This window comes from Pseudomonas fortuita, assembly GCF_026898135.2.
In the GTDB taxonomy this organism is placed as follows: Bacteria; Pseudomonadota; Gammaproteobacteria; order Pseudomonadales; family Pseudomonadaceae; genus Aquipseudomonas; species Aquipseudomonas fortuita.
Window position 1 is genome coordinate 3,471,505 of sequence record NZ_CP114035.2, and the last position, 26,362, is coordinate 3,497,866.

General features: G+C 63.9%; 19 protein-coding genes and 2 pseudogenes. 14 read left to right on the forward strand and 7 right to left on the reverse strand.

Features of this window, described 5'->3' with window-relative positions; all coding sequences use genetic code 11:
- Positions 1-6: 6 nt before the first annotated feature.
- Positions 7-1,413: a sensor histidine kinase gene (locus OZ911_RS15930; protein WP_023046989.1), complete on the reverse strand. Its 1,407-nt coding sequence runs from the start codon at positions 1,411-1,413 to the stop codon at positions 7-9.
- A gap of 195 nt (positions 1,414-1,608) precedes the next feature.
- Here OZ911_RS15930 and OZ911_RS15935 point away from each other — a divergent pair, with 195 nt between their 5' ends.
- The 3 genes from OZ911_RS15935 (at position 1,609) to OZ911_RS15945 (ending at position 6,543) form a co-directional block, all read left to right on the forward strand.
- Complete coding sequence (locus OZ911_RS15935; protein WP_023046988.1) at positions 1,609-3,231, forward strand: acyl-CoA synthetase; 1,623 nt, start codon at positions 1,609-1,611, stop codon at positions 3,229-3,231.
- A 168-nt stretch (positions 3,232-3,399) separates the two neighbouring features.
- Positions 3,400-5,169, forward strand: coding sequence for an acyl-CoA dehydrogenase C-terminal domain-containing protein (locus tag OZ911_RS15940; RefSeq protein ID WP_070086536.1), 1,770 nt, complete (start codon positions 3,400-3,402; stop codon positions 5,167-5,169).
- Positions 5,170-5,535: 366 nt separating this feature from the next.
- The gene (locus OZ911_RS15945) at positions 5,536-6,543 is read left to right on the forward strand and encodes a FecR family protein (protein ID WP_016487420.1); all 1,008 of its coding nucleotides are present in this window, start codon (positions 5,536-5,538) and stop codon (positions 6,541-6,543) included.
- A gap of 10 nt (positions 6,544-6,553) precedes the next feature.
- Here the strand turns inward: OZ911_RS15945 and OZ911_RS15950 are convergent, their stop codons facing one another.
- The gene (locus OZ911_RS15950) at positions 6,554-7,873 is read right to left on the reverse strand and encodes a Na+/H+ antiporter family protein (RefSeq protein WP_016487421.1); all 1,320 of its coding nucleotides are present in this window, start codon (positions 7,871-7,873) and stop codon (positions 6,554-6,556) included.
- Positions 7,874-8,415: 542 nt separating this feature from the next.
- Here OZ911_RS15950 and OZ911_RS29020 point away from each other — a divergent pair.
- From OZ911_RS29020 to OZ911_RS15985, 8 genes and pseudogenes are all read left to right on the forward strand, one after another.
- Positions 8,416-9,333: pseudogene (locus OZ911_RS29020) on the forward strand (methyl-accepting chemotaxis protein); the annotation flags it as partial.
- Between the two features lie 393 nt (positions 9,334-9,726).
- Positions 9,727-10,239, forward strand: a pseudogene (locus OZ911_RS29025) (methyl-accepting chemotaxis protein); the annotation flags it as partial.
- Positions 10,240-10,336: 97 nt separating this feature from the next.
- Complete coding sequence (locus tag OZ911_RS15960) at positions 10,337-11,353, forward strand: ABC transporter substrate-binding protein (protein WP_023048697.1); 1,017 nt, start codon at positions 10,337-10,339, stop codon at positions 11,351-11,353.
- A complete protein-coding gene (locus tag OZ911_RS15965; RefSeq protein WP_023048698.1) occupies positions 11,350-12,198 on the forward strand; it encodes an ABC transporter permease in 849 nt (282 codons plus the stop codon). Before OZ911_RS15960 ends, OZ911_RS15965 begins: the two co-directional genes overlap by 4 nt.
- 90 nt (positions 12,199-12,288) lie before the next feature.
- Entirely contained in the window at positions 12,289-13,152 is an 864-nt protein-coding gene (locus tag OZ911_RS15970) for a LysR family transcriptional regulator (RefSeq protein WP_070086537.1), read from the forward strand.
- Between the two features lie 223 nt (positions 13,153-13,375).
- Positions 13,376-14,293: an AEC family transporter gene (locus tag OZ911_RS15975; protein ID WP_016487426.1), complete on the forward strand. Its 918-nt coding sequence runs from the start codon at positions 13,376-13,378 to the stop codon at positions 14,291-14,293.
- A 34-nt stretch (positions 14,294-14,327) separates the two neighbouring features.
- Positions 14,328-14,939: a cell wall hydrolase gene (locus tag OZ911_RS15980; protein WP_023048310.1), complete on the forward strand. Its 612-nt coding sequence runs from the start codon at positions 14,328-14,330 to the stop codon at positions 14,937-14,939.
- Between the two features lie 206 nt (positions 14,940-15,145).
- Positions 15,146-15,997, forward strand: coding sequence for a CAP domain-containing protein (locus OZ911_RS15985; RefSeq protein WP_060518254.1), 852 nt, complete (start codon positions 15,146-15,148; stop codon positions 15,995-15,997).
- Between the two features lie 15 nt (positions 15,998-16,012).
- On the opposite strand, the gene OZ911_RS15990 is transcribed toward OZ911_RS15985, so the two are convergent.
- Positions 16,013-16,987 (reverse strand): GlxA family transcriptional regulator, encoded by a 975-nt coding sequence (locus tag OZ911_RS15990; RefSeq protein ID WP_016487429.1) that lies wholly within the window; start codon positions 16,985-16,987, stop codon positions 16,013-16,015.
- A gap of 105 nt (positions 16,988-17,092) precedes the next feature.
- On the opposite strand from OZ911_RS15990, the gene OZ911_RS15995 reads away from it, so the two are divergent.
- Positions 17,093-17,704 (forward strand): LysE family translocator, encoded by a 612-nt coding sequence (locus OZ911_RS15995; RefSeq protein ID WP_023048309.1) that lies wholly within the window; start codon positions 17,093-17,095, stop codon positions 17,702-17,704.
- A 185-nt stretch (positions 17,705-17,889) separates the two neighbouring features.
- Here OZ911_RS15995 and OZ911_RS16000 read toward each other — a convergent pair whose 3' ends face one another.
- Positions 17,890-19,089: an MFS transporter gene (locus tag OZ911_RS16000; protein WP_070086538.1), complete on the reverse strand. Its 1,200-nt coding sequence runs from the start codon at positions 19,087-19,089 to the stop codon at positions 17,890-17,892.
- 105 nt (positions 19,090-19,194) lie between these two features.
- Complete coding sequence (locus OZ911_RS16005; protein ID WP_016487432.1) at positions 19,195-20,100, reverse strand: LysR family transcriptional regulator; 906 nt, start codon at positions 20,098-20,100, stop codon at positions 19,195-19,197.
- Positions 20,101-20,384: 284 nt separating this feature from the next.
- On the opposite strand from OZ911_RS16005, the gene OZ911_RS16010 reads away from it, so the two are divergent.
- The gene (locus OZ911_RS16010; RefSeq protein WP_023048687.1) at positions 20,385-22,802 is read left to right on the forward strand and encodes a glucose/quinate/shikimate family membrane-bound PQQ-dependent dehydrogenase; all 2,418 of its coding nucleotides are present in this window, start codon (positions 20,385-20,387) and stop codon (positions 22,800-22,802) included.
- A gap of 108 nt (positions 22,803-22,910) precedes the next feature.
- Positions 22,911-24,179 (forward strand): carbohydrate porin, encoded by a 1,269-nt coding sequence (locus tag OZ911_RS16015; protein WP_060518258.1) that lies wholly within the window; start codon positions 22,911-22,913, stop codon positions 24,177-24,179.
- Between the two features lie 75 nt (positions 24,180-24,254).
- Here OZ911_RS16015 and argE read toward each other — a convergent pair whose 3' ends face one another.
- Together argE and OZ911_RS16025 are read right to left on the reverse strand one after the other, a co-directional pair.
- Positions 24,255-25,421, reverse strand: coding sequence for an acetylornithine deacetylase (argE, locus tag OZ911_RS16020; RefSeq protein ID WP_023048686.1), 1,167 nt, complete (start codon positions 25,419-25,421; stop codon positions 24,255-24,257).
- Positions 25,414-26,091 (reverse strand): DUF1028 domain-containing protein, encoded by a 678-nt coding sequence (locus OZ911_RS16025; RefSeq protein ID WP_016487436.1) that lies wholly within the window; start codon positions 26,089-26,091, stop codon positions 25,414-25,416. Before OZ911_RS16025 ends, argE begins: the two co-directional genes overlap by 8 nt.
- Positions 26,092-26,362: the final 271 nt, after the last annotated feature.

Here is a 26,362-nt window from a genome sequence, read left to right on the forward strand (position 1 = left end):
CTCCCCTTATCCCCTGCTGACTGCCAGCCGGCAGCACAGTACCAGACCGCCATTGTCACCCGCCCGCGCCCACAGGCTGCCGCCAAAGCCTTCGATCAGGCTGCGGCTCATGCTCAAACCCAGGCCCAAACCGTCAGCCTTGCTGGTAGTGAACGGCGTGAAGATGTCATCCAGGCGCTCGGGCGCCACACCTGCGCCCTGGTCCGACACTTCGACCAGCACACCGTCGCCGTCGCGCACTGCGCCGAGCAGGATACGTGACGGCTGTTCGCCGTGCAGTTCGCGGTTGGCATCGATGGCATTGCGCAACAGGTTGAGCAGCACTTGCTCCAGCAACACCTGGTCGGCATACACCGAGGGCATTTGCGCGCTCATGCGCAGTTCCACCAGCACCTGGTCACGCGCGGCTTCCCACGCACACAGCCGCATGGCTTCCCCAGCCACTTCTGCCACGTCCACCGCCTGCAGCCGCCGTGGTCCTTTGCGCAGGAAGGCGCGCAGGCGGCGAATCACTTCGGCGGCATGGGTGGCCTGCTCGCGGATGCGCTGCAGGCCCTGCCCTACCCGCTCGCGGGCCTGTGGATCACGCTCCAGGCCTTGCAGGTAACGTTGACTGGCGTTGGCATAGTTGACCACCGCAGCCAGTGGCTGATTGATCTCGTGGGCAATGCCTGAAGCCAGCTCGCCGAGGGTGGCCAACCGTGCACTGTGCGCCAGGCTTTCCTGGGCTTCAATGCGCAAGGTGATGTCGCGGGACACACTGACCACCTCCACCACCGAGCCGGTGTAGGTTTCGCGGATGGCCCGGCTGGCAATTTCAAACCAGCGATAGCCGCCAGAGGCCTGGCGCACCCGGCAGGTCATGGTGTGATAGCCATCCTGGTCCAGGGCAGCGGCCGCCTGGCGCAGCACCTGGCGGCGCTCACGCGGGTGCAACAGGGTATGCACGGCGATGCCACGCAATTGCTCGGGCCACAGGCCGAGCAGGCGAAACGCTGCCGGCGAGGCATCCAGAAAACGGCCATCCGGGCTGTGCCGGGAGATCAGGTCGGTGGTGTTTTCAATGATCAGCCGGTACAAGCGCCGGGCGCGGCTGGCTTCCCGTGCGCCTTGGCGCTCTTCGCTGGCGTCGCGACAGCGCCCGAGCACCTGCTGGCCCTGGTCATCCGGAATGAATGACCACAGCACGGTGCGCGCCCCCACTTGCACCTCGACGTCGGCAATCGCCCGATGCTGGCGCAGGCACGCACGCACCAGGGCGGCACAGTTGGCCGGCAGCCAACTGGCCAGCGCCGGGCCTTCGTCAACCCACGCTTGCAGCGCCGCATTGAGTGCCAGTGGCTTGGCGTCGGCTGCCAGCAAAAGGCTGGGTTGTGGGTCCTTGGCAAGCAAGGGGTAAGCAGTCTGGTCCATGGTAGGCGGTTCGTTGTTATAGTAGTTTTACTATATTGCTATAGTCGATATTCCTATTACCATAGCGACTCGCGTAAAACTGCGACAGAAGGAGCGGCCCACCGTCCGCCTCCCTGCACCCTGAACAGAGCTAACAATCAGCCATCGGGGGGCCAAGCGCACAAGCAGCGCCTGCCTCCCTTACAGGATTACCGCATGTCGATCTATGCCCAGGGCCTGATGCCCGCTGCCGTCAACCATGTCGCCCTCACCCCGCTCAGTTTCATCGAACGCACCGCTGCCGTGTACGGCAATTACCCCGCGGTGATCCACGGTGCCATCCGCCGCAACTGGCAAGAAACCTACCAACGCTGCAGGCGCCTGGCCAGCGCCCTTGCGGGCCGTGGCATAGGCCGTGGCGACACGGTGGCGGTGATGCTGCCCAACACCCCGGCGATGCTCGAAGCGCACTTCGGTGTGCCCATGACCGGCGCCGTGCTCAACACCCTGAACGTGCGCCTGGACGCCGAGGCCATCGCCTTCATGCTGCAGCATGGTGAAGCCAAGGTGCTGATTACCGACCGCGAGTTCCATGCGGTGATCGAAGCCGCCCTGGCGTTGCTCGAACACCCGCCCCTGGTGGTGGATGTGGATGACCCGGAGTACGGCGAAGGCCGTGCGGTCAGCGCGCTGGACTATGAAGCCCTGCTCGCCGAAGGCGACCCGCAATTCGCCTGGGAATGGCCGGATGACGAGTGGCAGGCCATTTCGCTCAACTACACCTCCGGCACCACCGGCAACCCCAAGGGCGTGGTCTACCACCACCGCGGCGCCTACCTGAACGCGCTGGGCAACCAGATGACCTGGGCCATGGGCCACCGCCCGGTGTACCTGTGGACCTTGCCCATGTTCCACTGCAACGGCTGGTGCTACCCCTGGACCATCACCGCCCTGGCCGGCACCCACGTGTTCCTGCGCCGGGTCGACCCGCAGAAGATCCTGAACCTGATCCGCGAACACCGGGTCACCCACCTGTGCGGCGCCCCGATTGTGCTCAACGCCCTGGTCAACATGCCCGAGGCCGCCAAAGCCGCCATCGAGCACCCGGTACAGGCCATGGTCGCCGGCGCCGCGCCACCGGCCAAGGTCATTGGCGCCGTGGAAGAGATGGGCATCCACGTCACCCACACCTACGGCCTGACCGAAGTCTACGGCCCGGTGACCGTGTGTGCCTGGCATGATGAGTGGAACGAACTGGCGCTGGAAGAGCGTGCGCGGATCAAGTCACGTCAGGGCGTGCGCTACCCGACCCTGGACGGGTTGATGGTGGCCGACCCGCAGACACTCGAGCCGGTGGCACGCGATGGCAATACGCTTGGCGAGATCTTCATGCGCGGCAACACCGTGATGAAGGGTTACCTGAAAAACCCCGAAGCCACCGCCGAAGCGTTCCGTGATGGCTGGTTCCACACCGGTGACCTGGCCGTGTGGCATGCCGACGGCTATGTCGAGATCAAGGACCGCCTCAAGGACATCATCATTTCCGGTGGCGAGAACATCTCCACCATTGAAGTCGAGGACGCCCTGTACAAACACCCGGCGGTGCTTGAAGCCGCCGTGGTGGCGCGCCCGGATGAAAAGTGGGGAGAAACCCCGTGCGCGTTCATTGCCCTGAAGCCAGGCCGGGAGGACACCCGCGAAGCCGACATCACCGGCTGGTGCCGCGAGCACCTGGCCGGTTTCAAGGTGCCGAAGACCGTGGTGTTTGGCGAGTTGCCCAAGACCTCCACCGGCAAGATCCAGAAGTACGTACTGCGCGACCGGGCCAAAGCCCTCTGAAGCCGTAACGGCCTCGACGTTTCCCTGCAGGAGCAGCCTTGTGCTGCGAAGAGGCCCTCACCGGCGAAGACTACCTTCAGCCATGCCGGCCCTTTCGCAGCACAAGGCTGCTCCTGCACGGGTACGGCGCAATTTTCACAGATATCGTCTTCACTTCAAGAGCCCCTGATGACTACTTACTCCGCCCCGCTGCGCGACATGCGCTTCGTCCTGCATGACGTGTTCAACGCCCCGGCCCTGTGGGCCCGCCTGCCCGCCCTGGCCGAGCGCATCGATGCCGACACCGCCGATGCGATCCTGGAAGAAGCCGCCAAAGTCACTGGCCAGCTGATCGCCCCGCTCAGCCGTAACGGCGACGAGCAAGGTGTGCGCTTCGCCGCCGGCCAGGTCACCACGCCAGACGGTTTTCGCCAAGCCTGGCAAACCTACCGCGAAGGCGGCTGGGTCGGCCTGGGCGGCAACCCGGCATTTGGCGGCATGGGCATGCCGAAAATGCTAGGGGTGCTGTTCGAAGAAATGCTCTATGCCGCCGACTGCAGCTTCAGCCTGTATTCGGCGTTGAGCGCTGGTAGCTGCCTGGCCATCGATGCCCACGCCAGCGAGACGCTCAAGGCCATTTACCTGCCGCCACTTTACGAAGGCCGCTGGGCCGGCACCATGTGCCTGACCGAGCCCCACGCGGGCACCGACCTGGGGCTGATCCGCAGCCGGGCCGAACCCCAGGCCGACGGCAGCTATCGCATCAGCGGCAACAAGATTTTCATCACCGGTGGCGAGCAGGACCTGACCGAGAACATCATCCACCTGGTACTGGCCAAGTTGCCGGATGCGCCCGCCGGCGCCAAAGGCATCTCGCTGTTCCTTGTACCGAAATACCTGATCGAGGCCGATGGCAGCCTGGGCGCGCGCAACGCCGCACACTGCGGTTCGATCGAGCACAAGATGGGCATCAAGGCTTCATCCACCTGCGTGATGAACTTCGACGATGCCAAGGGTTACCTGGTGGGCGAACCGCACAAAGGCCTGGCGGCGATGTTCACCATGATGAACTACGAGCGCCTGTCCATCGGCATCCAGGGCCTCGGTTGCGCCGAAGCGTCTTACCAGAGCGCCGCCCGTTATGCCAACGAACGCCTGCAAAGCCGTGCCGCCACCGGCCCTAAAGCGCAGGACAAGGCTGCCGACCCGATCATCCACCATGGCGATGTACGGCGCATGCTGCTGACCATGCGCACCCTCACCGAAGGTGGCCGGGCGTTTGCCGCCTACGTCGGCCAGCAACTGGACCTGGCGCGTTACGCCGAAGACGCCGGTGAACGTGAGCACGCCCAGCGCCTGGTGGCGCTGTTGACGCCAGTGGCCAAGGCCTTCTTCACCGACAACGGCCTGGAAAGCTGCGTGCTCGGCCAGCAGGTATACGGTGGCCATGGCTACATCCGCGAATGGGGGCAGGAGCAACGGGTGCGTGATGTGCGCATTGCGCAAATCTATGAAGGCACCAACGGTATCCAGGCACTCGACCTGCTGGGGCGCAAGGTGCTGGGCGACGGTGGCCAGGCGCTGGCCAGCTTTGCCGCCGAAGTACGTGCGTTCAGTGTTGATGCACCGCTGCACCGCGAGGCTTTGCAAGCGAGCCTGGCGCGACTGGAGGCCACCAGCGCCTGGCTGCAGGCGCGAGCAGGCGATGATGCCAACCTGGTCAGCGCGGTAGCGGTTGAATACCTGCAACTGTTCGGGCTGACGGCGTATGCCTATATGTGGGCGCGGATGGCGGCGGTGGCCTTGGCCAAACGTGACGAGGATGACGCGTTTCATGGTGCCAAGCTTGCGTGTGCGGCGTTCTTCTTCCAGCGCGTGCTGCCGCGTGGTCTGGGGCTGGAAGCCAGTATCAGGGCGGGCAGCAGCAGCCTTTATGGGCTGGAGCCGGCGCAGTTCTGAAGCCTGCGCATTACCCGTGGGAGCGGGCATGCCCGCGAAGCAGGCCACGCGGTGCATGGCACGGGCTTCGCCCGTGTTCGCGGGGCAAGCCCGCTCCCACAGTGATCGCGCAAGCTTTGTGATTTCGTACAACACAGTTGCCCCACAAGAGGTGCGCGATTACTTGTGGGAGCGGCCTTTTGTCGCGATGGGCTGCAAGGCAGCCCCATGGATTTCCGCCTCCCTGGCGGCACGCGAAGGGTTCTCAAACGCTGAAAAACCGTTGCAAATCCGATGAAAAACCGTCACAACTGATAGTCATTCGCCATTACGTTGGTTCTCGGGAGCCCTCTAGCAAGGGTAGAATATGCAAAATCCGGAGCCGCAATGAACCACGACCGCCTCAACACCAGCCCTGACGATGCCATCACCGACGCCGCCGCGCACTGGTGCATGCGCCTGCACGCTGAAGACTGCACGGCGGGCGAGCGCGAGGCGTTTGCCCGCTGGCTGGCGGCGGACCCGCGGCATGCCGAGGAATACCAGGCAATGCTGGAAATCTGGCAAACCGCCGACCTGTTGCCACGCAACGCCACCGTCGTCGACTTCAACCCGGCCACCCGTCTACCCGCACGCCCGCGCAATTGGCGTCCGCTGGCATCTGCTGCCGCCATCGCCCTGGCCGTGCTGCCGCTGGCCGGCTGGGTGGGCTGGGAACAAGGCTGGCTGCCCAACCACTACCAGCACTTCGAAGCCGGCGACCGCATGCAGACCATAGAGTTGAGCGACGGCAGCACGGTACAGCTCAACCTCCACACCGAGCTTACCTACCTCAACTACAAGGACCAGCGCCAGGTCACGCTCAAGCGCGGCGAGGCGTTCTTCAAGGTGCAGCACGACAGCAACCACCCGTTCATCGTGCATGCCGGCAATGGCCAGACCCGCGTCACTGGCACCCAGTTCAACGTGTGGAAGTACCAGGACCAGGTCAAGGTCACCCTGGTGGAAGGCTCGGTACTGGTATCCAGCGACGGCAACGCCGGTGGCTACCGCCTGGGCCCGGGGATGCAGGCCAGCTACCACAAGGGCGATTTCGAGCCGCAGCTGGAGCAGAGCAATGACTACAGCAACAGCCTTGCCTGGCGCAGTGGCAAGCTGGTGCTCGACAACCTGAGCCTGGAGCAAGCGCTGCCAGTGATCAACCGCTACCTCGACGCGCCGCTGCAGCTGGCCGATGCCAGCACCGGCCGCATCCGCATCAGCGGTATCTACAACACCCGCGAGGTCGCCCGCCTGGTCAACAACCTGCCCAAGGTGCTGCCGATTTACCTGACCCGCAGCAAGGACGGCAGCACCGTGCTCAACCGCATCTCACCGCCGCCCAACAAGGGCTGACACCCTCCCCTTACAGCGTCATCGCTGCCAACCACCCAAACGCCAGCAATGGCAGGTTGTAGTGGATGAAGGTCGGTACCACGGTGTCCCAGATATGGTGGTGCTGACCATCTACGTTCAGGCCCGAGGTCGGCCCCAAAGTCGAGTCAGAGGCCGGCGAGCCTGCGTCCCCCAAAGCGCCAGCAGTACCGACGATGCACACGGTGGCCAGCGGGTCGAACCCCAGTTGCACGCACAGCGGCACAAAGATCGCGGCCAGGATTGGCACCGTGGAGAACGACGAGCCGATGCCCATGGTCACCAGCAGCCCGACCAGCAACATCATCAGGGCACCGATGCCCTTGCTGTGGTCGATCCACCGGGCGGAGGTTTCCACCAGGCTCTGCACCTCACCGGTGGCCTTCATGACGTCAGCAAAACCCGAGGCGGCAATCATGATGAAGCCGATCATGGCCATCATCTTCATGCCTTCGGTAAACAGGCCGTCAGTGTCCTTCCATTTGACGATGCCTGACAGCGAGAAAATCAGAAAACCGACCATGGCGCCGATGATCATCGAGTCCAGCAGCAACTGGACGATGAACGCGGCGGCGATTGCCAGCCCGGCCACCAGCAGTGTCAGCGGGTTGTACTGCACGCTCACCTGCTCCACCTGCTCAATGCGCGCCAGATCGTAGTCACGCTTCTTGCGGTAGCTGATAAACACCGCCAGGAGCAGGCCGACCAGCATGCCAGCAGCGGGGATGGCCATGGCGTGGGTGACGTTGACACCGCTCACGTCGACACCGGCGCGCGCGACGTTGGCCAGCAGGATTTCATTGAGGAATATGTTGCCGAAGCCCACTGGCAAGAACATGTACGGGGTAATCAGGCCGAAGGTGATCACGCAGGCGATCAGCCGGCGGTCGATGCGCAGGCGGGTCAGTACATACAACAACGGCGGCACCAGCAGCGGAATGAACGCAATGTGGATGGGCAGGATGTTCTGCGACGACACCGCCACCACCAGCATCAGGCCGATCATCAGCCATTTGACCTTGCCGCCATTGGTGTGCCCCTGGCGATCGATCATGGCCAGTGCACGGTCAGCCAAGGCATGGGCCAGGCCCGACTTGGCAATGGCCACGGCAAAAGCGCCCAGCAGAGCGTAGGACAAGGCAACCGTGGCACCACCGCCCAAGCCACCGTTGAACGCCTTTAACGTGCCCTCGATGCCCAGGCCGCCCACCAGCCCACCGACCAGGGCACCGATGATCAGGGCGATGACCACGTGCACGCGGGACAGGCTGAGTATCAGCATGATGCCGACCGCGGCGATCACTGCATTCATGGTTGGCTTACCTCATTACGACAGAAAAAAGCGCGCACTCTGAAGCAGTAGGCTGCAGATGTCAAAAGCGCCATGTTGCGGCACATTACGCAGCGGGGCAGGATTTAAATTGAATGTTTGAATAAAGAAAAAACGCTAGGGGCCGATAACGTGTTGCGCTGGGGGTGCCTGACCCAGCCTCAAAGTCAAAACCCTTAGAGCCCGGAAAAGGGATCCGCCCCATGCCTTTGCGCCAACTTTCCATTCAGTGGAAGATCACCCTGCTCGCCGGCCTCTGCCTGGCCGGCATCGTCACCTTGCTCGTCGGCCTGTCGTTATATCGCATGGACCACAGCTCGGACCTGGTCAAGGCCAGCAGCATGCAGATGCTGACCGAAGCGGCGCAATCGCGCATCGAGTCACAGGGTGAGGTGCAGGCGCTGAACATCCGTCGTCAGTTCATGGACGCCTACCAGTACGGCGCTGGGTTCGCCCGCCAAGTGCTGTTCCTGCGCGAACAGGCAGAAAAGCGCTACCTTGACGCCTTTGACCTGCGCGAAGACATGACACGCCAAGTGCGCACCGCCCTGCAGGCCAACCCCGACCTGCTCGGCCTGTCGCTGGTGTTCGAGCCCAACGCGCTGGACAACAAAGACAGCCTGTTCGCCGGCAAGGCGGAGCTTGGCAGCAACGAAACCGGGCGCTTTGCCCTGTACTGGTCGCAGCCGCGCCCCGGCCAGCTGACCGCCATGGCGCTGCCTGAACAGGACATGGCCAACACCGAGATCGGCCCCAGCGGCCAGCCCGCCAACACCTGGTGGGTCTGCCCGCGTACCACTGGCAAGGTGTGCGTGGTAGAGCCCTACTTCTATGACATCAATGGCCAGCAAGTGCTGATGACCAGCATCGTCTTCCCGCTGGTGGTCAACGGCAAGACCCTTGCCACGCTGTCCATCGACATCAACCTCAACAGCCTGCAGGCCCTGAGCCAGGAGGCCAGCCGCAGCCTGTACGAGGGCCGCACCACGGTCGGTATCCTCAGCCCGGTCGGCCTGCTGGCAGGCTATAGCGCCGATGCCAGCAAGCTGGCCCAGCGCTTCGACCAGGTAGACAAGGCCAAGGGCGCCGAGCTGGTACGCAAGCTGGCCGATGGCAAGATGACCATCCTGCACGACCAGCAGCGCCTGAAGGTGATGGCCGCGTTCCGGCCGATCCCCGACGCGCAACCCTGGGGCGTGCTGCTGGATGTGCCGGAAAACGCACTGACCGGGCCTGCCGAAAAACTGAAGCAGGAACTGGACGCGCTCAACACCAGCGGTACCCTGCTGGAGCTGGGCCTGGGGCTGGCGGCAGCCATTGCCGGCCTGCTGATGGTGTGGTTGATGGCCCGCGGCGTTACCCGGCCGATCCTCGGCGTAGCCGCAATGCTCAAGGACATTGCCAGCGGCGAAGGCGACCTGACCCGCCGCCTGACTTATCAGAAGCAGGACGAACTGGGCGAACTGGCCGGCTGGTTCAACCGGTTCCTAGACAAGCTGCAGCCAACCATCGCCGAGGTCAAACGCTCGGTGCAGGCTGCCCGTGGCACCGCCGACCAGTCTTCGGCAATTGCCACGCAAACCAGCGCCGGCATGGAGCAGCAATACCGCCAGGTTGACCAGGTGGCCACGGCCTCGCACGAAATGAGCGCTACCGCCCAGGACGTGGCACGCAGCGCTTCCCAGGCCGCCCAGGCCGCCCGCGATGCCGACCAGGCCACCCGCGAAGGCCTGGCAGTCATCGACCGCACCACCCAACGCATCGATGCCCTGGCCGCCGACATGAGCAACGCCATGGCCGAAGTCGAAGGCCTGGCGCAGAACAGCGAGAAGATCGGTTCGGTGCTGGAAGTGATCCGCTCGATTGCCGAACAGACCAACCTGCTGGCGCTGAACGCCGCCATCGAGGCCGCCCGCGCGGGTGAAGCCGGCCGTGGCTTTGCCGTGGTTGCCGATGAAGTACGCAACCTGGCCCGACGCACCCAGGAGTCGGTAGAAGAAACCCGCCAGGTGATCGAGGCCTTGCAGGACGGCACCCGCGAAGTGGTCGGTGCCATGGACAACAGCCACCGTCAGGCCCAGGGCGGGGTCGAACAGGTTGGCCAGGCCGTGACTGCGTTGCAGCGTATCGGCCAGGCGGTGACGGTCATTACCGACATGAACCTGCAAATAGCCTCGGCCGCCGAGGAGCAAAGCGCGGTGGCCGAAGAGATCAACAGCAACGTGGCAACGATCCGCGATGTCACCGAATCGCTGTCGGGGCAGGCCAACGAGTCGGCGCGTGTCAGCCAGTCCTTGAACAGCCTCGCCAACCAGCAGCAGGCGCTGATGGACCAGTTCCGCGTTTGAGGTAAACGGGGCCGCCCCAAGCAGCCCTGCCCTGCGCCAACACCTCGTCGTCTACACTTGCCCCCACCCCCAAGGCGCGGTAAACGACGAGGTCTGGATGAACAAGTTTTCAACGCTGCTGGCCGGCTTGTTGCTGGCCGTAGGCCTGGCCAGCACCGACAGTGCTGTATCGGCAGAGCAACCCTCCCCCATCCACTTTGGTGCCATAAGCTGGGAAAGCGGCGCCCTCACCACCGAAATTCTGCGGCTGATTGCGGAGCGCGGCTATGGCTACGCCACCGACACCCTGCCCGGCAGCACCGTCAGCATGGAAGTGGCCTTGGCCCGCAACGACCTCCAGGTGATCGCCGAAGAGTGGGCCGGGCGCAGCCCTGCGTGGGTCAAGGCGGAACAGGAAGGCCAGGTTTTCGCACTGGGCAACACGGTCAAAAATGCAGAAGAAGGCTGGTGGGTCCCCGCGTACGTGATCGAGGGCGACGCTGTTCGAAAGCTGAAGCCTTTGGCGCCCGAACTGCGCAGCGTCGATGACCTCAAGCACTACCCACAGGTATTTCGTGACCCCGAGTCACCCGACAAGGGCCGTTTTTTGAACAGCCCCAGCGGCTGGACATCGGAAACGGTCAACAGCCAGAAACTCAAGGCGTATGGCCTGGATGAGCTGTACACGAACTTTCGCAGTGGCTCCGGTGCGGCGATGGACGCCGAAATCGCCTCCGCCATCCGCCGTGGCCAGCCGGTGCTGTTCTACTACTGGAACCCGACCCCGCTGATGGGGCGATACAAACTCATCCGCTTGCAAGAACCACCGTTCGATGCCCAGGCCTGGGCCACCCTGACAGATGCCGGCAACCCTAACCCAAAGGGCAGCCGCTCACTGCCGGCGAAACTGTCCATCGGCGTATCCAAGGCCTTCCGTGATGGCTACCCGGACCTGGTGACGGTGTTCGAGCAGGTCGACCTGCCGATCGATCGGCTCAACAAGGCGCTGGCCGTCATGAGTGAAAAGCGCACGCCACCGCGCGAGGCCGCACTCGCCTTCCTGCGTGACAATCGCGATGTGTGGAAAGCCTGGCTGCCCGCAGACGTCGCCGACAAGGTCGAGGGCAGCCTGTGAGCAATGGCTTTCCCCAAGCGCTGCAGTTTTCTTTCGCTGAAAGCGTAAACAGGCTGGTCGACTGGCTGGTACTCAATTACGGCGATCAGTTGCGCGCGGTTTCAGACCAGCTGCTGCAACTGCTGGTCGGCCTGGAGAACCTGCTGCGCCTGCTGCCCTGGTGGCTGTTGTTGCTGCTGGTTGGCCTGCTTGCCTGGCACGCCAGCCGCAGCCTGCTGCGCAGCGCGGTACTGGTGGCGCTGCTGGCGCTGATTGGCATGCTCGGGCTGTGGGACAAGCTGCTGCAAACCTTGGCCTTGGTACTGGTGAGCACCGGTTTGTGCGTGCTGGTGGGCGTGCCGCTGGGCATACTGCTCGCGTCCCGGCCACTGGCCAGGCGGCTACTGTTACCCGTGCTGGATGTGATGCAGACGCTGCCGGCCTTCGTTTACCTGATCCCGGTGCTGATGCTGTTCGGCCTGGGCAAGGTCCCTGCCGTGTTCGCCACGCTGATCTACGCCCTGCCGCCACTGGTGCGGCTGACCGAACTGGGCCTGAGCCAGATCGACCCTTCGCTGCTGCAGGCCGCGCACGGCCTGGGGGCCAGCCGCTGGCAGCGGTTACGGCGCATTGCGCTGCCACTGGCGCTGCCAAGCATCATGGCTGGGCTCAACCAGTCGGTAATGATGGCCTTGTCGATGGTGGTGGTGGCATCGATGATCGGTGCCCGCGGTTTGGGTGAGGATGTGCTGGCGGGAATCCAGACCCTGAACGTCGGCCAGGGTGTGGAGGCCGGCCTGGCGATCGTCGCCTTGGCCATGGTGATCGACCGGATCAGCCAAGCGTATGGGCGTATTGCGCGCTGAACAAGGTTGCCTGTCGCGGCCCTGGCTTGCCGGCGACAGGGCCGGGCCTGACAATACTGCCTTGTCAGCTTGTAACCGGACCGCTTCCGCATGTCTCTCAAAGCCCTGCGCACCCTGGTAACCATCGCCCGCCACGGCACCTTTGCCCGCGCAGCCGACTTGCTCAGCCTTACCCCTTCGGCGGTGAGCCTGCACATCAAAACCCTTGAAGACGAGTTAAAGGTCCCCCTGTTCGACCGCAGCCGCAGGCAGGTGGTGCTGACCGAAGCAGGCCAACTGGCAGTCGCCCGCGCCGAGAGCATTCTGGCTGCCTACGACGAACTGGCCGACGCCCTGGCCAGCGGCCCGAGCCCGCGCGGCCGCCTGCGCCTGGGCGCGATCCACACCGTACTGGCGCGGCGCCTGCCCAAGGCGCTGGTGTGGATCAAGGCCCACTACCCGCAGCTGCATATCAGCGTGGCCTCGGGCATGTCGGCGGAGCTGGCACGTCGGGTGGAGGACGGTGAACTGGACGCGGCCATCACCACTGAGCCCGTCAGCCCGTACCCACAGAGCCTGGATTTCACACCACTGTTCGAGGACCGCTTCTGGGCCATTGCCAGCCCCGAATTGGCCGGGTACAGCGTACCGGAGCTGCTCGCCAGTCAACCATTCCTGCGCTTCGACAAGCGTGCCTGGGCCGGGCGGCAGATCGAGCAGGAACTGCGTCGCCAGCATTTGCAGGTGAGCGAGCAGATGGAACTGGACAGCCAGGAGGCCCTGGCCAGCATGGCCGTCATGGGCCTGGGTGTGGCGATCATTCCCATGGCAGACGACGACCTGAACCGCTTGCCGCCAGCCACCTGCCTGCCGTTTGGCGAACCGCAACTGACCCGGCGTGTGGTGTTGCTGGAACATGAGAAAAGCCAACGGCGGCATTTGAGTGCGGTGTTGAAGACTGCGCTTGAAGCTTGAGAATGCAGGGGCTGCTTTGCAGCCCAATCGCGACGCAAGGCCGCTCCCACAGGGTCCGTGCTGCACTCAACCCTGTGGGAGCGGCCTTGCGTCGCGATTGGGGCGCAAAGCGCCCCCCTGCGAAACATGCATTTATTCTCAACAGTCAGTGCAGAAAACAACGTTTTTACAAACCATTTCGCACCCGTAGTCTGTGCCCGTACCCGACCACGGAATGTCGACCATGCTCCACTTGCTGCTGACCACCCTGCTACCCATCATCCTGCTGATTACCCTGGGTACCTTCCTGCGCCTGCGCGGCTTTCTGGCCGAAAGCTTCTGGCCCGGCGCTGAGCGCCTGAGCTACTACGTACTGCTACCTTCGCTGTTCCTGCACGGCCTGGCCACCGCCAACCTCGACGGCGTACCGGTGATGGGCATGGTCGGTGTGCTGATGCTCTCGACCTTGGCCGGCGCCGTGCTGCTGGTGATGTACCAAGGCGCGATCAACCACGATGGCGCTGACTTTACCTCGGTCTTCCAGGGCGGTATCCGCTTCAACAACTACATCGGTGCCACCCTGGCCGCCGGCCTCTACGGCAGCGCCGGCATCGCCCTTGCAGCGGTGGCCAATGCCGCCATCGTGCCCTTGGTCAACCTGCTCTGCGTGCTGGTGTTCGCCCGTTTCAGCGCCCGCCACAGTTCACCGACCACGGTGCTACGGGCAATCTTCGCCAACCCGTTGATCGTCGGCTGTGCCAGCGGCCTGCTGCTGCGGGTGACGGGCCTGGGCTTGCCGCCAGGCATCGAACCCACCGTCAAGGCGCTGGGCCAGGCGGCGCTACCGATGGGGCTGTTGTGTGTGGGCGCAGCGCTGGGTGGGGCCAGCCTGGGCCAGCAGGTGCGCCCGCTGATGGCAGCGTCGGCGTTCAAATTCCTGGTCATGCCCTTGACCACCTGGGGGCTGTGCCGCGTGCTGGGCCTGAGTGGCCAGGCCGCGGTGGTGGCGGTGCTGTTCCAGGCCCTACCCACTGCCTCGTCCTCCTATGTAATGGCCAGGCAGATGGGTGGCAACGCCCCCCTTATGGCCACGATCATTGCCCTGCAGACCGTAGCTGCCGCGGCCACCCTGCCTTTGGTATTAATGCTTACGCTTGGCTAGACTGGCAATCAGCCCCCCTTTCGGAAGCACTGCCATGCGCGCTACCTGGATAGTGATTGGCTTGACCTTGGCCCTGATCGCAGGCCCCTTGCATGCGGCCGACACGGCTAAGGCCGCAGTGGCCGAAGGCAAGGCCGAAGTGCTGGAAGAAAAGGTGGCCAACGATGCACCACCTCCGAAAAAAACGGAAAAACTGACCTCAAGCGAAGCCCAGGCAGTCGACCCGGCCGGCCAGGCGCCGCTGGACGACAGCCTCACCTGCCTGGCACGCACCATCTACTGGGAAGCCAAGGGCGCCGATGCGCAAGACATGTCAGCCGTGGCCAGTGTTGTGATCAATCGCCTGGGCCATGATGGCTTCCCCGATACCATCTGCGGCGTGGTCAAGCAGGGCGTGGAAACCAAGGCCTGCCAGTTTTCCTGGTGGTGCGACGGGCGCCCTGACCAGGTCGAGGAAGCGCAACGCTACGCTGTGGCCAAAGAAATTGCACGCAAGGCGCTCAACCAGCAATTGAAAGACCCTACCGGCGGTGCGCTGTACTTCCACGACCGCACGGTGCACCCCGACTGGGCCAAGGCTTACCGCAAGACTGCGCAGACCTCGCACTTCCTGTTCTACAGGCCGAACCAGGCGTTGGCCCGGTGATGCGTACACAGCCGAACGCGCTAGCTCGATACGAATGATTAGCAACTCATCGCACTTTTCCGACGACCATTGGTCTACTCCCTCTTATGCCGCCAGCAGCGATTGCCGGCGCCGTCATTGCTTTACACCCGCTAGGGCCAAAAGCCCCAGGCTTGTGTAGGATGAGCAGCGCATACCACGACGCTGCCAGTCATAGGGAGATCCACATGCGCGTCCTGTCATCCGTTGCCGCCTTGTCGCTGGGCTTGGTCATGTCGACCGGGGCACTGGCTGTCACCGGCGAAGAGGCGCAACTGATCGAGTCGATCAATGTCTACCGCAGCAAGGCCCAGCCCTGCGGTGGTGAGGCGTCGCTGGAGCTGCCCCCGCTCAACAGCGACACCCGCCTGGCGTTGTCGCCAGAGGGCACCCGCGACCTGCAGCAGGCCATGACCCGCGCCGCCTACCCCATGGTCAATGTCCAGGCCATCAGCCTGTCGGGGCCACGCGATGCACGTGCGGCCATGCGTGCCATCGAAGAAAGCTTCTGCCAAGTGGTGCTCGACCCGCAGTTCGTCGATATCGGCGTCAGCCAGGAGGGCCGCGACTGGCGCATCGTGCTGGCCCGGCCGCTGCTCAGTGGCCGCCTGGGCGACTGGCAGGCCGAGGGGCAGAAGGTATTGCAAGAAATCAACGCGGCGCGCAAGGTACCGCGCCAATGCGGCGGCCAGCCGTTCGCCGCAGCCCCCGCGTTGAGCTGGAGCACAGTGCTGGCCGGGGTGGCTGCCAACCACACGCGGGCCATGGCCAACCAGAACTTCTTCGACCACATCGACAAGGATGGCCGCACGCCCGGTGACCGGGCCGAGCTGGCAGGCTACCTTTACCAGCAAGTCGGGGAAAATATCGCAGCCGGGCGTGACACCGCGCACAAGGTGGTTGATGGCTGGCTGGAGAGCCCGGGGCATTGCGCCACGCTGATGAACCCGGAATTCCGTGAGCTGGGTGCCGCCTATGCCGTGGACCCGAAAAGCGATGCCGGGATCTACTGGACCGGCTTGTTCGGCACACCGCAGTGAATGCTGCGCCGGGTTTCAGCCTGGATGATTGGCTGTCCGCAACGCCACGGCCGTGCAGCCAAACCGCCGCCGGACGCATTTACCCAGGTAACTGGCATCGCCCAGCCCCACCTCATCGGCAATCTGCGCCAGGCTGTGGCTGGAGTTGAGCAAGCGCCAGCGCGCCTGCTGCAGGCGCATTTCCAGCCACCAGGCCTTGGCGCTCATGCCGTGGCTGGCCTGGAACTGCCGGTCCAGCTGGCGCCGGCTGATACCCAGTTCAGCAGCCAGTTGCTCCACCGCCAGTGGGTTGCCCAAATGGTGGCGCATCAGGGCTTGTGCCCGCTGTACCTGGCGCCCCTGGCCCACGCCCGGCTCCAGCGAGCGCAAGGCATGACGGCTGTCGCGGGTTTCGTCCACCAGCATGTCGGCCAGCCCTTTAAGCGCCCGGGTTCGCCCACAGGACAGTGACAACAGTGCCACTGCCAGGTCAATGGCCGCCGTGCCGCCAGCGCAGGTGATACGGCCTGCATCTATGCAATACAGTTGATCGCGCAGCACCTGCACCTGTGGGAACGCTGCTCGGAACTCGGCTTCGTGACGCCAGTGCACGACCACCTTGTGCCCCCTGAGCAAACCGCACGCAGCCAACAGGAAGGCGCCATTGTCGACCCCCACCAACTTGACCCCGGCTTTGCCGGCTTGCCTTAGCAAGGCTTGGTAGTGCGGCGCCAATGCAGCCGTTGCCATGGCGTTGCGCCCGCCGAACACCACCAGATAGTCGAAACTGGCCAGATCGAGCTGGTCGGCCCTCGCCTCGACCTGCACCACCGCACCGCTGCTCGACGGCACCGGGTCGAGGGTGAGCCCTGCCACGCTCCAGCTGCAATAGCGCTGCTGGCTGTAGTCTTCGTCGTCGGCGCTGAAACGCAATTTGTCGAGAAAACCACCGAATGGCAGCAGGGCAAAATCCGGTAACGGCAGGATTAGCAGGCGGATATCAGGCAGCATGGCATTGCGTCCAGAAACGACTATTCAATGTCCAGATCATACCCTTGCTGATGGGGCTGTGCGCCTTAGACTGCCAGCCTCCCAGTCACCAAGGTTACAAGCACCATGGCACTCGACACCTGGCTCATCTACCTGCTGGCCAGCATCGGCCTGTCACTGACACCCGGACCGAACAGCCTGCTGGCCCTGACCCATGGCGCCCTGTATGGTGCCCGCCGCACGTTGTTTACCATTGTTGGCGGCGTGTTCGGTTTCAGCGCGCTGATCGCCTTGGCCATGTTTGGCCTGAGCGCCTTGCTGCAGACGTCGGCCGCCGTGTTGAGCGTGCTCAAATGGGTGGGCGGCGCCTACCTGGTCTGGCTGGGTATCCAGCTGTGGCGTAGCCCTGGTTTGCACCTGGAGTTGACCGACCGCAGTGCACGCCTTGGCAATGCAGGTTTGTTCCGCCAAGGCTTGTTGTCGGCCATGGCCAACCCCAAGGTGCTGCTGTTCTATGGCGCCTTCCTGCCGCAGTTCATCGACCCGCAGCGCGGGCTGATGCTGCAGTTCGTGGTGATGGCGGCGACCTTTGCCAGCGTCGAGTTTCTGGTCGAGTACCTGCTGGCGCGCCTGGCGTTTCGCATCCGGCCGTGGCTGGCCAAGGGGGGTAAAGGTTTCAACCGCTGCTGCGGCAGCCTGTTTGCCGTGATTGGCGTGGCGCTGCCGCTTGCTCGATAGCCCCTGAAAATGGCGGCTGCCCTTTCATAGAGCAGAACATGACTCATTGACTTTGCAGGCGCGCTGTGGGAGCGGGCTTGCCCCGCGAACACCGGCAAAGCCGGTGCCATGCACCGCGGGGCCCCCTTCGCGGGACAAGCCCGCTCCCACAAAGTGGACTGCCCCCCACAAGGACCGCACACCGTTCATGCCCGGGGCGCCTTGGCCAGAAAGGTGATCAATGCCACACCCGGCAATCCCGCCCCCACCAGCGCGATGCCCTGCCAACCAAACTGGGAAAACAGCGCACTGGCCACTGCCGACCCCAGCGCCCCGCCCACGAAGATGCTGGTCATGTACACCGCATTCAGCCGCCCGCGGCTCGCCGGGTCCAGTGCATACACTTCGCGCTGGCCGATGACCATGTTCATCTGCACCGCAAAGTCCAGCAGCACGCCAGTCAGGCCCAGGCCGATCACGCTGTAGCCCGGCACCGTCAACCCGAGCAACAACGCCGCCGGCGCCAGCAGCAGCGCAAGCAGCGAGCCGGCCCGCGCATGCCCGGCGTCTGCCAGGCGGCCAGCCAAGGGGGCGGCAACGGCACCCACCGCGCCCACGAGGGCGAACACGGCAATCTGGGTCTGCGAAAGGCCATGCTCACCCGCCAGCGCCATTGGCACCGCGGTCCAGTAAAGGCTGAATGCCGCGAACATCAGTGCCTGGTACAACGAGCGCTGACGCAGCAGCGGATAGCGGCGCAACAATGTGAGCAACGACAGCATCAATCCGGCATAGCTGGCTTTGTGCTCGGGTCGCCGCTGCGGCAGGGTCAGGGCCAGCAGCAAAATGATCGCCAGCATCACCCCGGCTGCGCCAATGAACACCGCGCGCCAGCCGAAATGGTCGGCCACCAGGCTGGACAACGGCCGCGCCAGCAGGATACCCAGCAGCAACCCGCCCATGATGTTACCGACTACCCGACCACGCTGCTGCTCCGGCGCCAGGTGCGCCGCCAGCGGAATGAGCATTTGCACCGCCACCGAACTGAAGCCGATCAACAAGGCATAGCCCAGAAAAAGCAGGCCCTGGCCGCTGCTGCTGGTCCCCGCCAGCAGCAGGCTGACACAGGCCAGCACAGCAGTGGCGACCATCAGGCGGCGGTTTTCCAGCAGGTCAGCCAGCGGGACCAGCAACAGCAGGCCCAAGGCATAACCCAGCTGGGTCAGTGAAACGATCAGGCTGGCATGCTCGGTGGACAGCCCCAGGTCCGGAGCGATCAAACCGACGATGGGCTGGGCGTAGTAGATGTTGGCGACGATCGCGCCGCAGCAGAACGCCAGCAGCACTACCAGCGCACGGCTGAGGCCGGTGGTTGCGGGCTGCCCGGCGGCAAGGGAGGGATTCATGCGAGGTTCCTGGACAAGGGATGGAATATGCCGGCTACCTTAACCAGCCGTGCCAGTGCCGAGAATCCGGTTGTAGCGCAACGCGCTTTTGCGCACCGCGCAACGCTAGTTATGCTGACCTGACAAACTTTCGCAAAAATCGATGAATGCTTTCACCCGCCGCGAACCACGGTGGTTGGGCAAGTAAAGGGCATTGATGTTGTCATTGGCCGTGCCAGGGCTGGCTCGCCAGTCAGGGAACAGCCGCAGCAGGCGCCCGGCCAGCACATCCTCGCGCACCAGCCAGTCGGCCAGCAGCGCGATGCCACTGCCCGCCAGTGCAGTTTCGCGCAACATGTCGGCGTTGGCGCTGCGCAACGGCCCGGTAACGTCCAGTTCCAGGCTGTCCTGACCTCTCACCAGGCGCCAGGGCCGCGCTTTTTGCCCGTAACGAAAGCGCAGGCAGGCATGCTCAAGCAGCTGCCGGGGGTGCTGCAGGGTGTCGCGCCCGGCCAGGTAAGCCGGGCTGGCCACCAACCAACGCTCGAAGCGCCCGAGCTGGCGACAGACCAGTTCGTCGTTGGGCGAGGGGTCGCCCAGGCGAATCGACAAGTCGTAACGCCCGTCCAGCAGGTCATCCAGGCGGTCGCTGAGATCGATGTCCAGCTCAAGCGCAGGGTGTCGCGCCAGAAACGCCCCCAGGTGCGGCGCGATCACCCGCCTGCCGAACTCCACCGGCAGGCACAGGCGCAATACGCCGACAGGCTGCTCGCCACGGTCGGCAACACTGGCATCGGCCTCGTCCAAGGCTTCGAAAATACCCCGCGCACGCTCATAGTAGCGGGCGCCAGCTTCGGTCAGGCTGACCTGGCGAGTCGAGCGGTTGAGCAACGTGGCGCCCAGCGCCGTTTCCAGGGCGTCGACCAGCCGCGTTACCGACGAAGTGGCCAGCCCAAGCCTGCGCGCAGCGGCAGAAAAGCCCTGTGCATCAACGGTGGCCACGAACATCTTCATCGCCAGGAATTTGTCCATTTGCTGCCTGTTTTCCAAATCTCAGCAAGTTCTTACAAACAGCCGAGCGGGTCAAGACGCATGATGGCTGGCCACTTTTGTACTCGACCAAAGTATGAATGCAGATTGCAGAGCCAGCTTTAACCACCCGTTTAATGCTTTTTTCGTCACCTGATCTAAACTTTTAACGACATCATCGCACGTTCAGCCCTGCGACAATCAGCCTCATTAAATTATGTACCAACTTGTTAATTAGCAAGCTAAGGGCTTAGACTGCGCGCATTCCACCTGCTGAGATCCCTGGCATGAACGAAACTCCGCGCGCTTCTGGCGCCACAAACATTATCCTGATCGGCCTGGGCGTGATCATCGCCCTGCTCGGCCTCCTCCTGGCTGCTGGCGGCATCAAGCTGGCCGGCCTGGGCGGTTCGTTGTACTTCCTGATCGGCGGACTGGCCATGGCCATCGCCGGTGTCCTTATCGCCTGCCGCAAGAAGACCGGCGCCTGGCTGTACGCGGCGTTCCTGATCGGTACCGCGATCTGGGCGCTGATCGACACTGGCCTGGTGTTCTGGCCACTGTTCTCGCGCCTGTTCATGTTTGCCGCGATCGGCATGGTGGTGGCACTGGTCTACCCGCTGCTGGCCCGTGCCAACGGCGCCAGTGCCGGCCGTGGTGCCTACGGCATTGCCGGGGTGATGGCCGTGGCACTGGTGATTGCCGTTGGCAACATGTTTGTTGCCCACCCAAGCGTCGCCCCAACCGGCAAAGGGCCGGGCATGACCCCGGTCGAAGCTGGCAAAGAGCAGAAGGACTGGGCCCACTACGGCAACACCGAAGGTGGCAGCCGCTTCGCCGCGCTGGATCAGATCAACCGCGACAACGTGAACAAGCTGAAGGTGGCCTGGACCTACCACACCGGTGACGTGGCCATCAGCGATGGCAACGGTGCCGAAGACCAGCTGACCCCGTTGCAGATCGGCAACAAGGTGTTCATCTGCACCCCGCACAACAACTTGATCGCCCTTGATGCCGACACCGGCAAAGAGCTGTGGAAGAACGAAATCAACGCCCAGTCCAAGGTCTGGCAGCGTTGCCGTGGCATGGCCTACTTCGACGCCACTGCCGCCATTGCCCAGCCGACCCAGCCGAACAGCTCGCCGGTCGCCGGCGGGAGCGTGCCGGCCGGTGCCAACTGCCAGCGTCGCCTGCTGACCAACACCATCGATGGCCGCCTGATTGCCGTCGACGCCGACAACGGCGAGTTCTGCCAGGGCTTCGGCAACAACGGCCAGGTCAATCTGATGACCGGCCTGGGCAATGTGCCGGATTCCTATTACCAACTGTCCTCCGCACCGCTGATGGCCGGTACCACCGTGGTGGTCGGCGGCCGTGTTGCCGACAACGTCCAGACCGACATGCCAGGCGGCGTGATCCGTGGTTTCGACGTGATCACCGGTGAGATGCGCTGGGCCTTCGACCCGGGCAACCCGGAAGACCGCCAGGCACCGCAGGGCGACAGCACCTACGTGCGCAGCACCCCGAACAGTTGGGCACCGATGTCCTACGACCCGGCGATGAACACCGTGTTCCTGCCAATGGGTTCGTCGTCCACCGACATCTACGGTGTAGAGCGCAGCAAGCTGGACCACACCTACGGCGCTTCGGTGCTGGCCCTGGACGCCACCACCGGCAACCAGAAATGGGTGTTCCAGACCGTGCACAACGACCTGTGGGACTTTGACCTGCCGATGCAGCCAAGCCTGATCGACTTCACCAAGGACGACGGCCAGTCGGTACCTGCGGTGGTGATCGGCACCAAGGCCGGGCAGATCTACGTGCTTGATCGCGCCACCGGCAAGCCGCTGACCCAGGTCGACGAAGTACCGGTCAAGCCAAGCAACATCCCGAACGAACCTTACTCCCCAACCCAGCCGAAGTCTGTGGGCATGCCGCAGATCGGCGCGCAAACCCTGACCGAGTCGGACATGTGGGGCGCCACCCCGTATGACCAGCTGCTGTGCCGTATCGACTTCAAGAAAATGCGCTACGACGGCCTGTACACCGCACCGGGCACCGACCTGTCGCTGAGCTTCCCGGGTTCGCTGGGTGGCATGAACTGGGGCAGCATTTCTACCGACCCGGTACACGGCTTCATCTTCGTCAACGACATGCGCCTGGGCCTGTGGATCCAGATGATTCCGTCGCAGAACAAAGGCGGTGCGGCGTCCGGTGGCGAAGCGCTGAACACCGGCATGGGCGCAGTTCCGCTCAAGGGCACCCCGTATGCGGTGAACAAGAACCGCTTCCTGTCGGTAGCCGGCATTCCGTGCCAGGCACCACCGTTCGGCACCCTGACCGCCATCGACATGAAGACCCGCCAGGTGGCCTGGCAAGTACCGGTTGGCACCGTTGAAGACACCGGCCCGCTCGGTATCCGCATGCACCTGCCGATCAAGATCGGCCTGCCAACCTTGGGCGGTACCTTGTCGACCCAAGGCGGCCTGGTGTTCATCGCCGGCACCCAGGACTTCTACCTGCGCGCCTACGACAGCAGCAACGGTAACGAAATCTGGAAGGCTCGCCTGCCAGTGGGCAGCCAGGGCGGCCCGATGACCTACGTTTCGCCGAAAACCGGCAAGCAGTATGTGGTAATCACTGCTGGCGGTGCGCGCCAGTCGACTGACCGCGGCGACTACGTGATTTCTTACGCCTTGCCGTAAGCCCGCGTCGCTCCCTTCGCGGTGAACCCGCTCCCACGAGGTCAGCACTGGCCACGCGGGAGCGGGTTCATCTGTGAATGGCCCCTGAATAACAACCGAGACACAGCAATGCCATCCGCAATTCGCATGACCCCTACCCTGCTGCTGGCCTTGGCGAGCACCACTGCCCTGGCCGACGGCGACCTGATGACCCGCAGCACCCTGACCGGTGACTGGGGTGGCCTGCGTCACCAGCTTGAAGACGACGGCGTCAAGTTCACCGGCGACTACAGTGGCGAAACCGCCTACAACGCCCACGGCGGCCTGCACCGCTCGGCGCGCTATTCGCAGAACCTGAAGCTGGGCGTGCAGTTCGACCTGTCGAAACTGTACGGCCTGGACAACGGTGGCAAGGTCCAGCTGACCATCAACGACCGCCGCGGTAACAGTGCCTCGGAAGACCTGGTAGGCAACCGCCTGCCGATCCAGGAAAACTTCGGTGGCCTGTACACCCGCCTGACCGAGCTGAGCTACGAGCGCACCCTGTTCACCCCGGCGCTCAACGTCAAGCTGGGCTACATGGCCATGGGTAACGACCTGGGCGGCCTGGACAGCGGCATCCTGTGCAACTTCATGAACGCCGGCTTTTGCGGCCACCCGCTGAACATGTCCGGCGGCAGTGGCTGGACCAACTACCCCAACGCACACCTGGGCGTGCGGGTGAAATACGACCTGTCGCCGGCCTGGCAACTGCGCGTGGCGGCGTTCAACGTCGACCCTGAGAGCAACGGCAACTCGAGCCGGGCCTGGCATCTGGGCCCCAAGCACACCACTGGCACCGTAGTACCGGTGGAGCTGGTGTACAAGCTGCAGGGTGAACTGCCCGGCGAATACAAGCTGGGCTACTACTACGACAGCTCCGATGTGAAACGCATCGGCAGCGATGACGAAGTAGCCGGCCGTGGCGGCCACTACCTGTTGATCGACCAGGCGGTGTGGAACGACCAACGCTCGCCAGGCCGCAGCCTGCACGCCTTCGGCCAGTACTCGGCATCCAGCAAGGCCGCCTCGCCGTTCACCAAGTGGTATGGCGCCGGCGTGGTGCTGTACAAGCCGTTCGAAGGCCGCCCGAAGGATACCGTGGCGCTGGGTTACGGCCGTGCCGTGCCCAACCCGCGTAGCCGCGATGTGCTGGAAGATGCCGCCTTTGACGCGGGCCAGCAGTTCCCCGACATCGACAGCGCCGAGCAGTTGATCGAACTGAGCTATGGCTACCAGGCAACGCCGTGGCTGAACTTGCGCCCGGATGTGCAGTACATCATCGAGCCGGGGGCGTTCTCGGGGAAGAAGATCGACAACGCGTTGGTGGTTGGCCTGCAGGTCAAGGCCAGTTTCTAACCTGAAGCAGACACCGATCCCTGCAGGAGCGGCCTTGCGTCGCGATGGGCCGCTCCTGCATACGTTCTTACCCTGTCAGACGGCAGCCTGCCGAAGGTAATCCACCAACCTCAGCAGCATGGCATCACACCCGCGCAACTGCTCGACACTGACGAATTCGTCCGGTTTGTGACCTTGGTCCATGCTGCCTGGGCCACACACGACGGTGGGGATACCCGCCTGGTCGAACAACCCGCCCTCGGTGCCAAACGCCACGGTACCGAAATCTTCCGAGCCACTGAGCAACGCCACCAACCGTGCCGCTTCGCTATCAGCCGAGGTCGCCAGCCCGGGATACGCGCTCAACGCTTGCAGGCGAATGTCACTGGCCGCATTGACCTTGCGCATGCGCGGCAGCAGCTCGGCCTCTGCATAGGTCTGCAACTGGTCAGCCACTGCCTGCGCCTCGAACCCCGGTAGCGCGCGCACTTCGAAATCGAACTCACACTCTGCCGGCACGATATTCAGCGCCCTGCCCCCTTTGATCACCCCGGTCTGCACCGTGGAGAACGGTGGGTCGAAGCGCGCGTCGTGATGCGCGGGCAATGCCAGCGCCTCACCGATGTCACCCAACTTGCCGATCAGCTTCGCCGCAAACTCGATGGCATTCACCCCATACGGGGCATACGCCGAGTGGCAGGCCGCACCTTGCACCTGGCAGCGCATCGCCAGTTTGCCTTTGTGCCCCAGCACCGGCTTCAGCTCGGTAGGCTCGCCAATCAGGCACAGGCGTGGCTTGTGCGGGCGCTGCTCAAGCGCGGCCAGCATCGAGCGCACCCCCAGGCAACCCACCTCCTCGTCATAGGAAAATGCCAGGTGTACCGGCAGGTGCAACGGCTGGGCAAGAAACGCGGGCACGGCTGCCAGCACCGAGGCGATGAAGCCTTTCATGTCGGCCGTACCGCGGCCATACAGGCGCCCGCCACGTTCGCTCAGGACAAACGGCTCGACGGTCCAGGCCTGGCCGTCAACCGGCACCACATCGGTGTGCCCTGACAGCACCACGCCGCCAGCATTCAGGGGGCCGATGGTGGCAAACAGGTTGGCTTTGGTGCCCTCGGGGTTATGGAACAGTTCGCTTTCCACCCCCAGCTCGGCCAGGTAATCACGGATAAAGCCGATCAGCTCAAGGTTGGAGTCGCGGCTGACCGTGGCAAAGCCGACCAGCCGGGCCAACAGCGCGCGGCTGGCAAAATCACTCATCGCCAGGCACCCCATAGGAGGGTGCGGCTGTCGGGTTCAACGCACGGGTAACGTAATCCTGCATCTGCGGGCGGTACGCTTGCCACAGGCCATCGAGCACACCGATCGGGTCGGTATCGGCCCAGTCCACGCGCAGGTCCACCAATGGCCAGGTGAGCTCGCCAGCCACCTTCAACGCCGCCGAGTGCACCGGGCCGGCTTCGCCACCAGCGGCCATCGCCGCATGCATGGCAGCCAGCAAGCGGTCGGCCAGGTGCCCGCCGGCCTGCTCGAAGGCCACTACCATCGCTTCAATCACCTGGGTCGAGGACAACAGGTTACCCGCCGCCGCGCATTGCTCACCGGCCACGGCATGGTGCGTGCCCAAAGCCTCACGCCCGGTGAACAGCGCCACTTGACCATGGCTGTCGATCACCGTGACCTGGCGGTATTCGCTCCAGCCATTGGCGCTCAGTACCCGGTCCAGCGCAGCGCCGGGCGGCAACTGGCCCTGCTCCAGGGCATCGAGAATCTGCGGGCCCAGCGCCGGCAAGGTGATGTTCTGGGTGGAAACAGCGCCAACACCCGCACGTACCCAGGGGCAACGGGCGCCCACAGCGATGCTCGACGAACTGATGGCGATGCCGACCTGGCCGGTTTCCTGGCAGCGGCCGATGATGGAGAAGGTCATGGTATAGCTCCTGTTGTCCTGTGCGATGCAGGGCATTCTGGGCGCAACCTTCTAGACCACGAAACCAACATTTTCCGAGGGGTTAGGCAGGAAAAAACTGTGCTGTGGCTGAGGTCGCGCGGCGCTCGATTCCTGCACCCCCCATAAACCAGGACATGCACTGGGCCAACACACACTACACGCCACAAAATCCAAGGCCTTCGCCGTTTTATCGGCAAGCACCAGCTAAATACTATTTTCGCCATTCGTGCAGCATCCCTAGTCTGGCTCC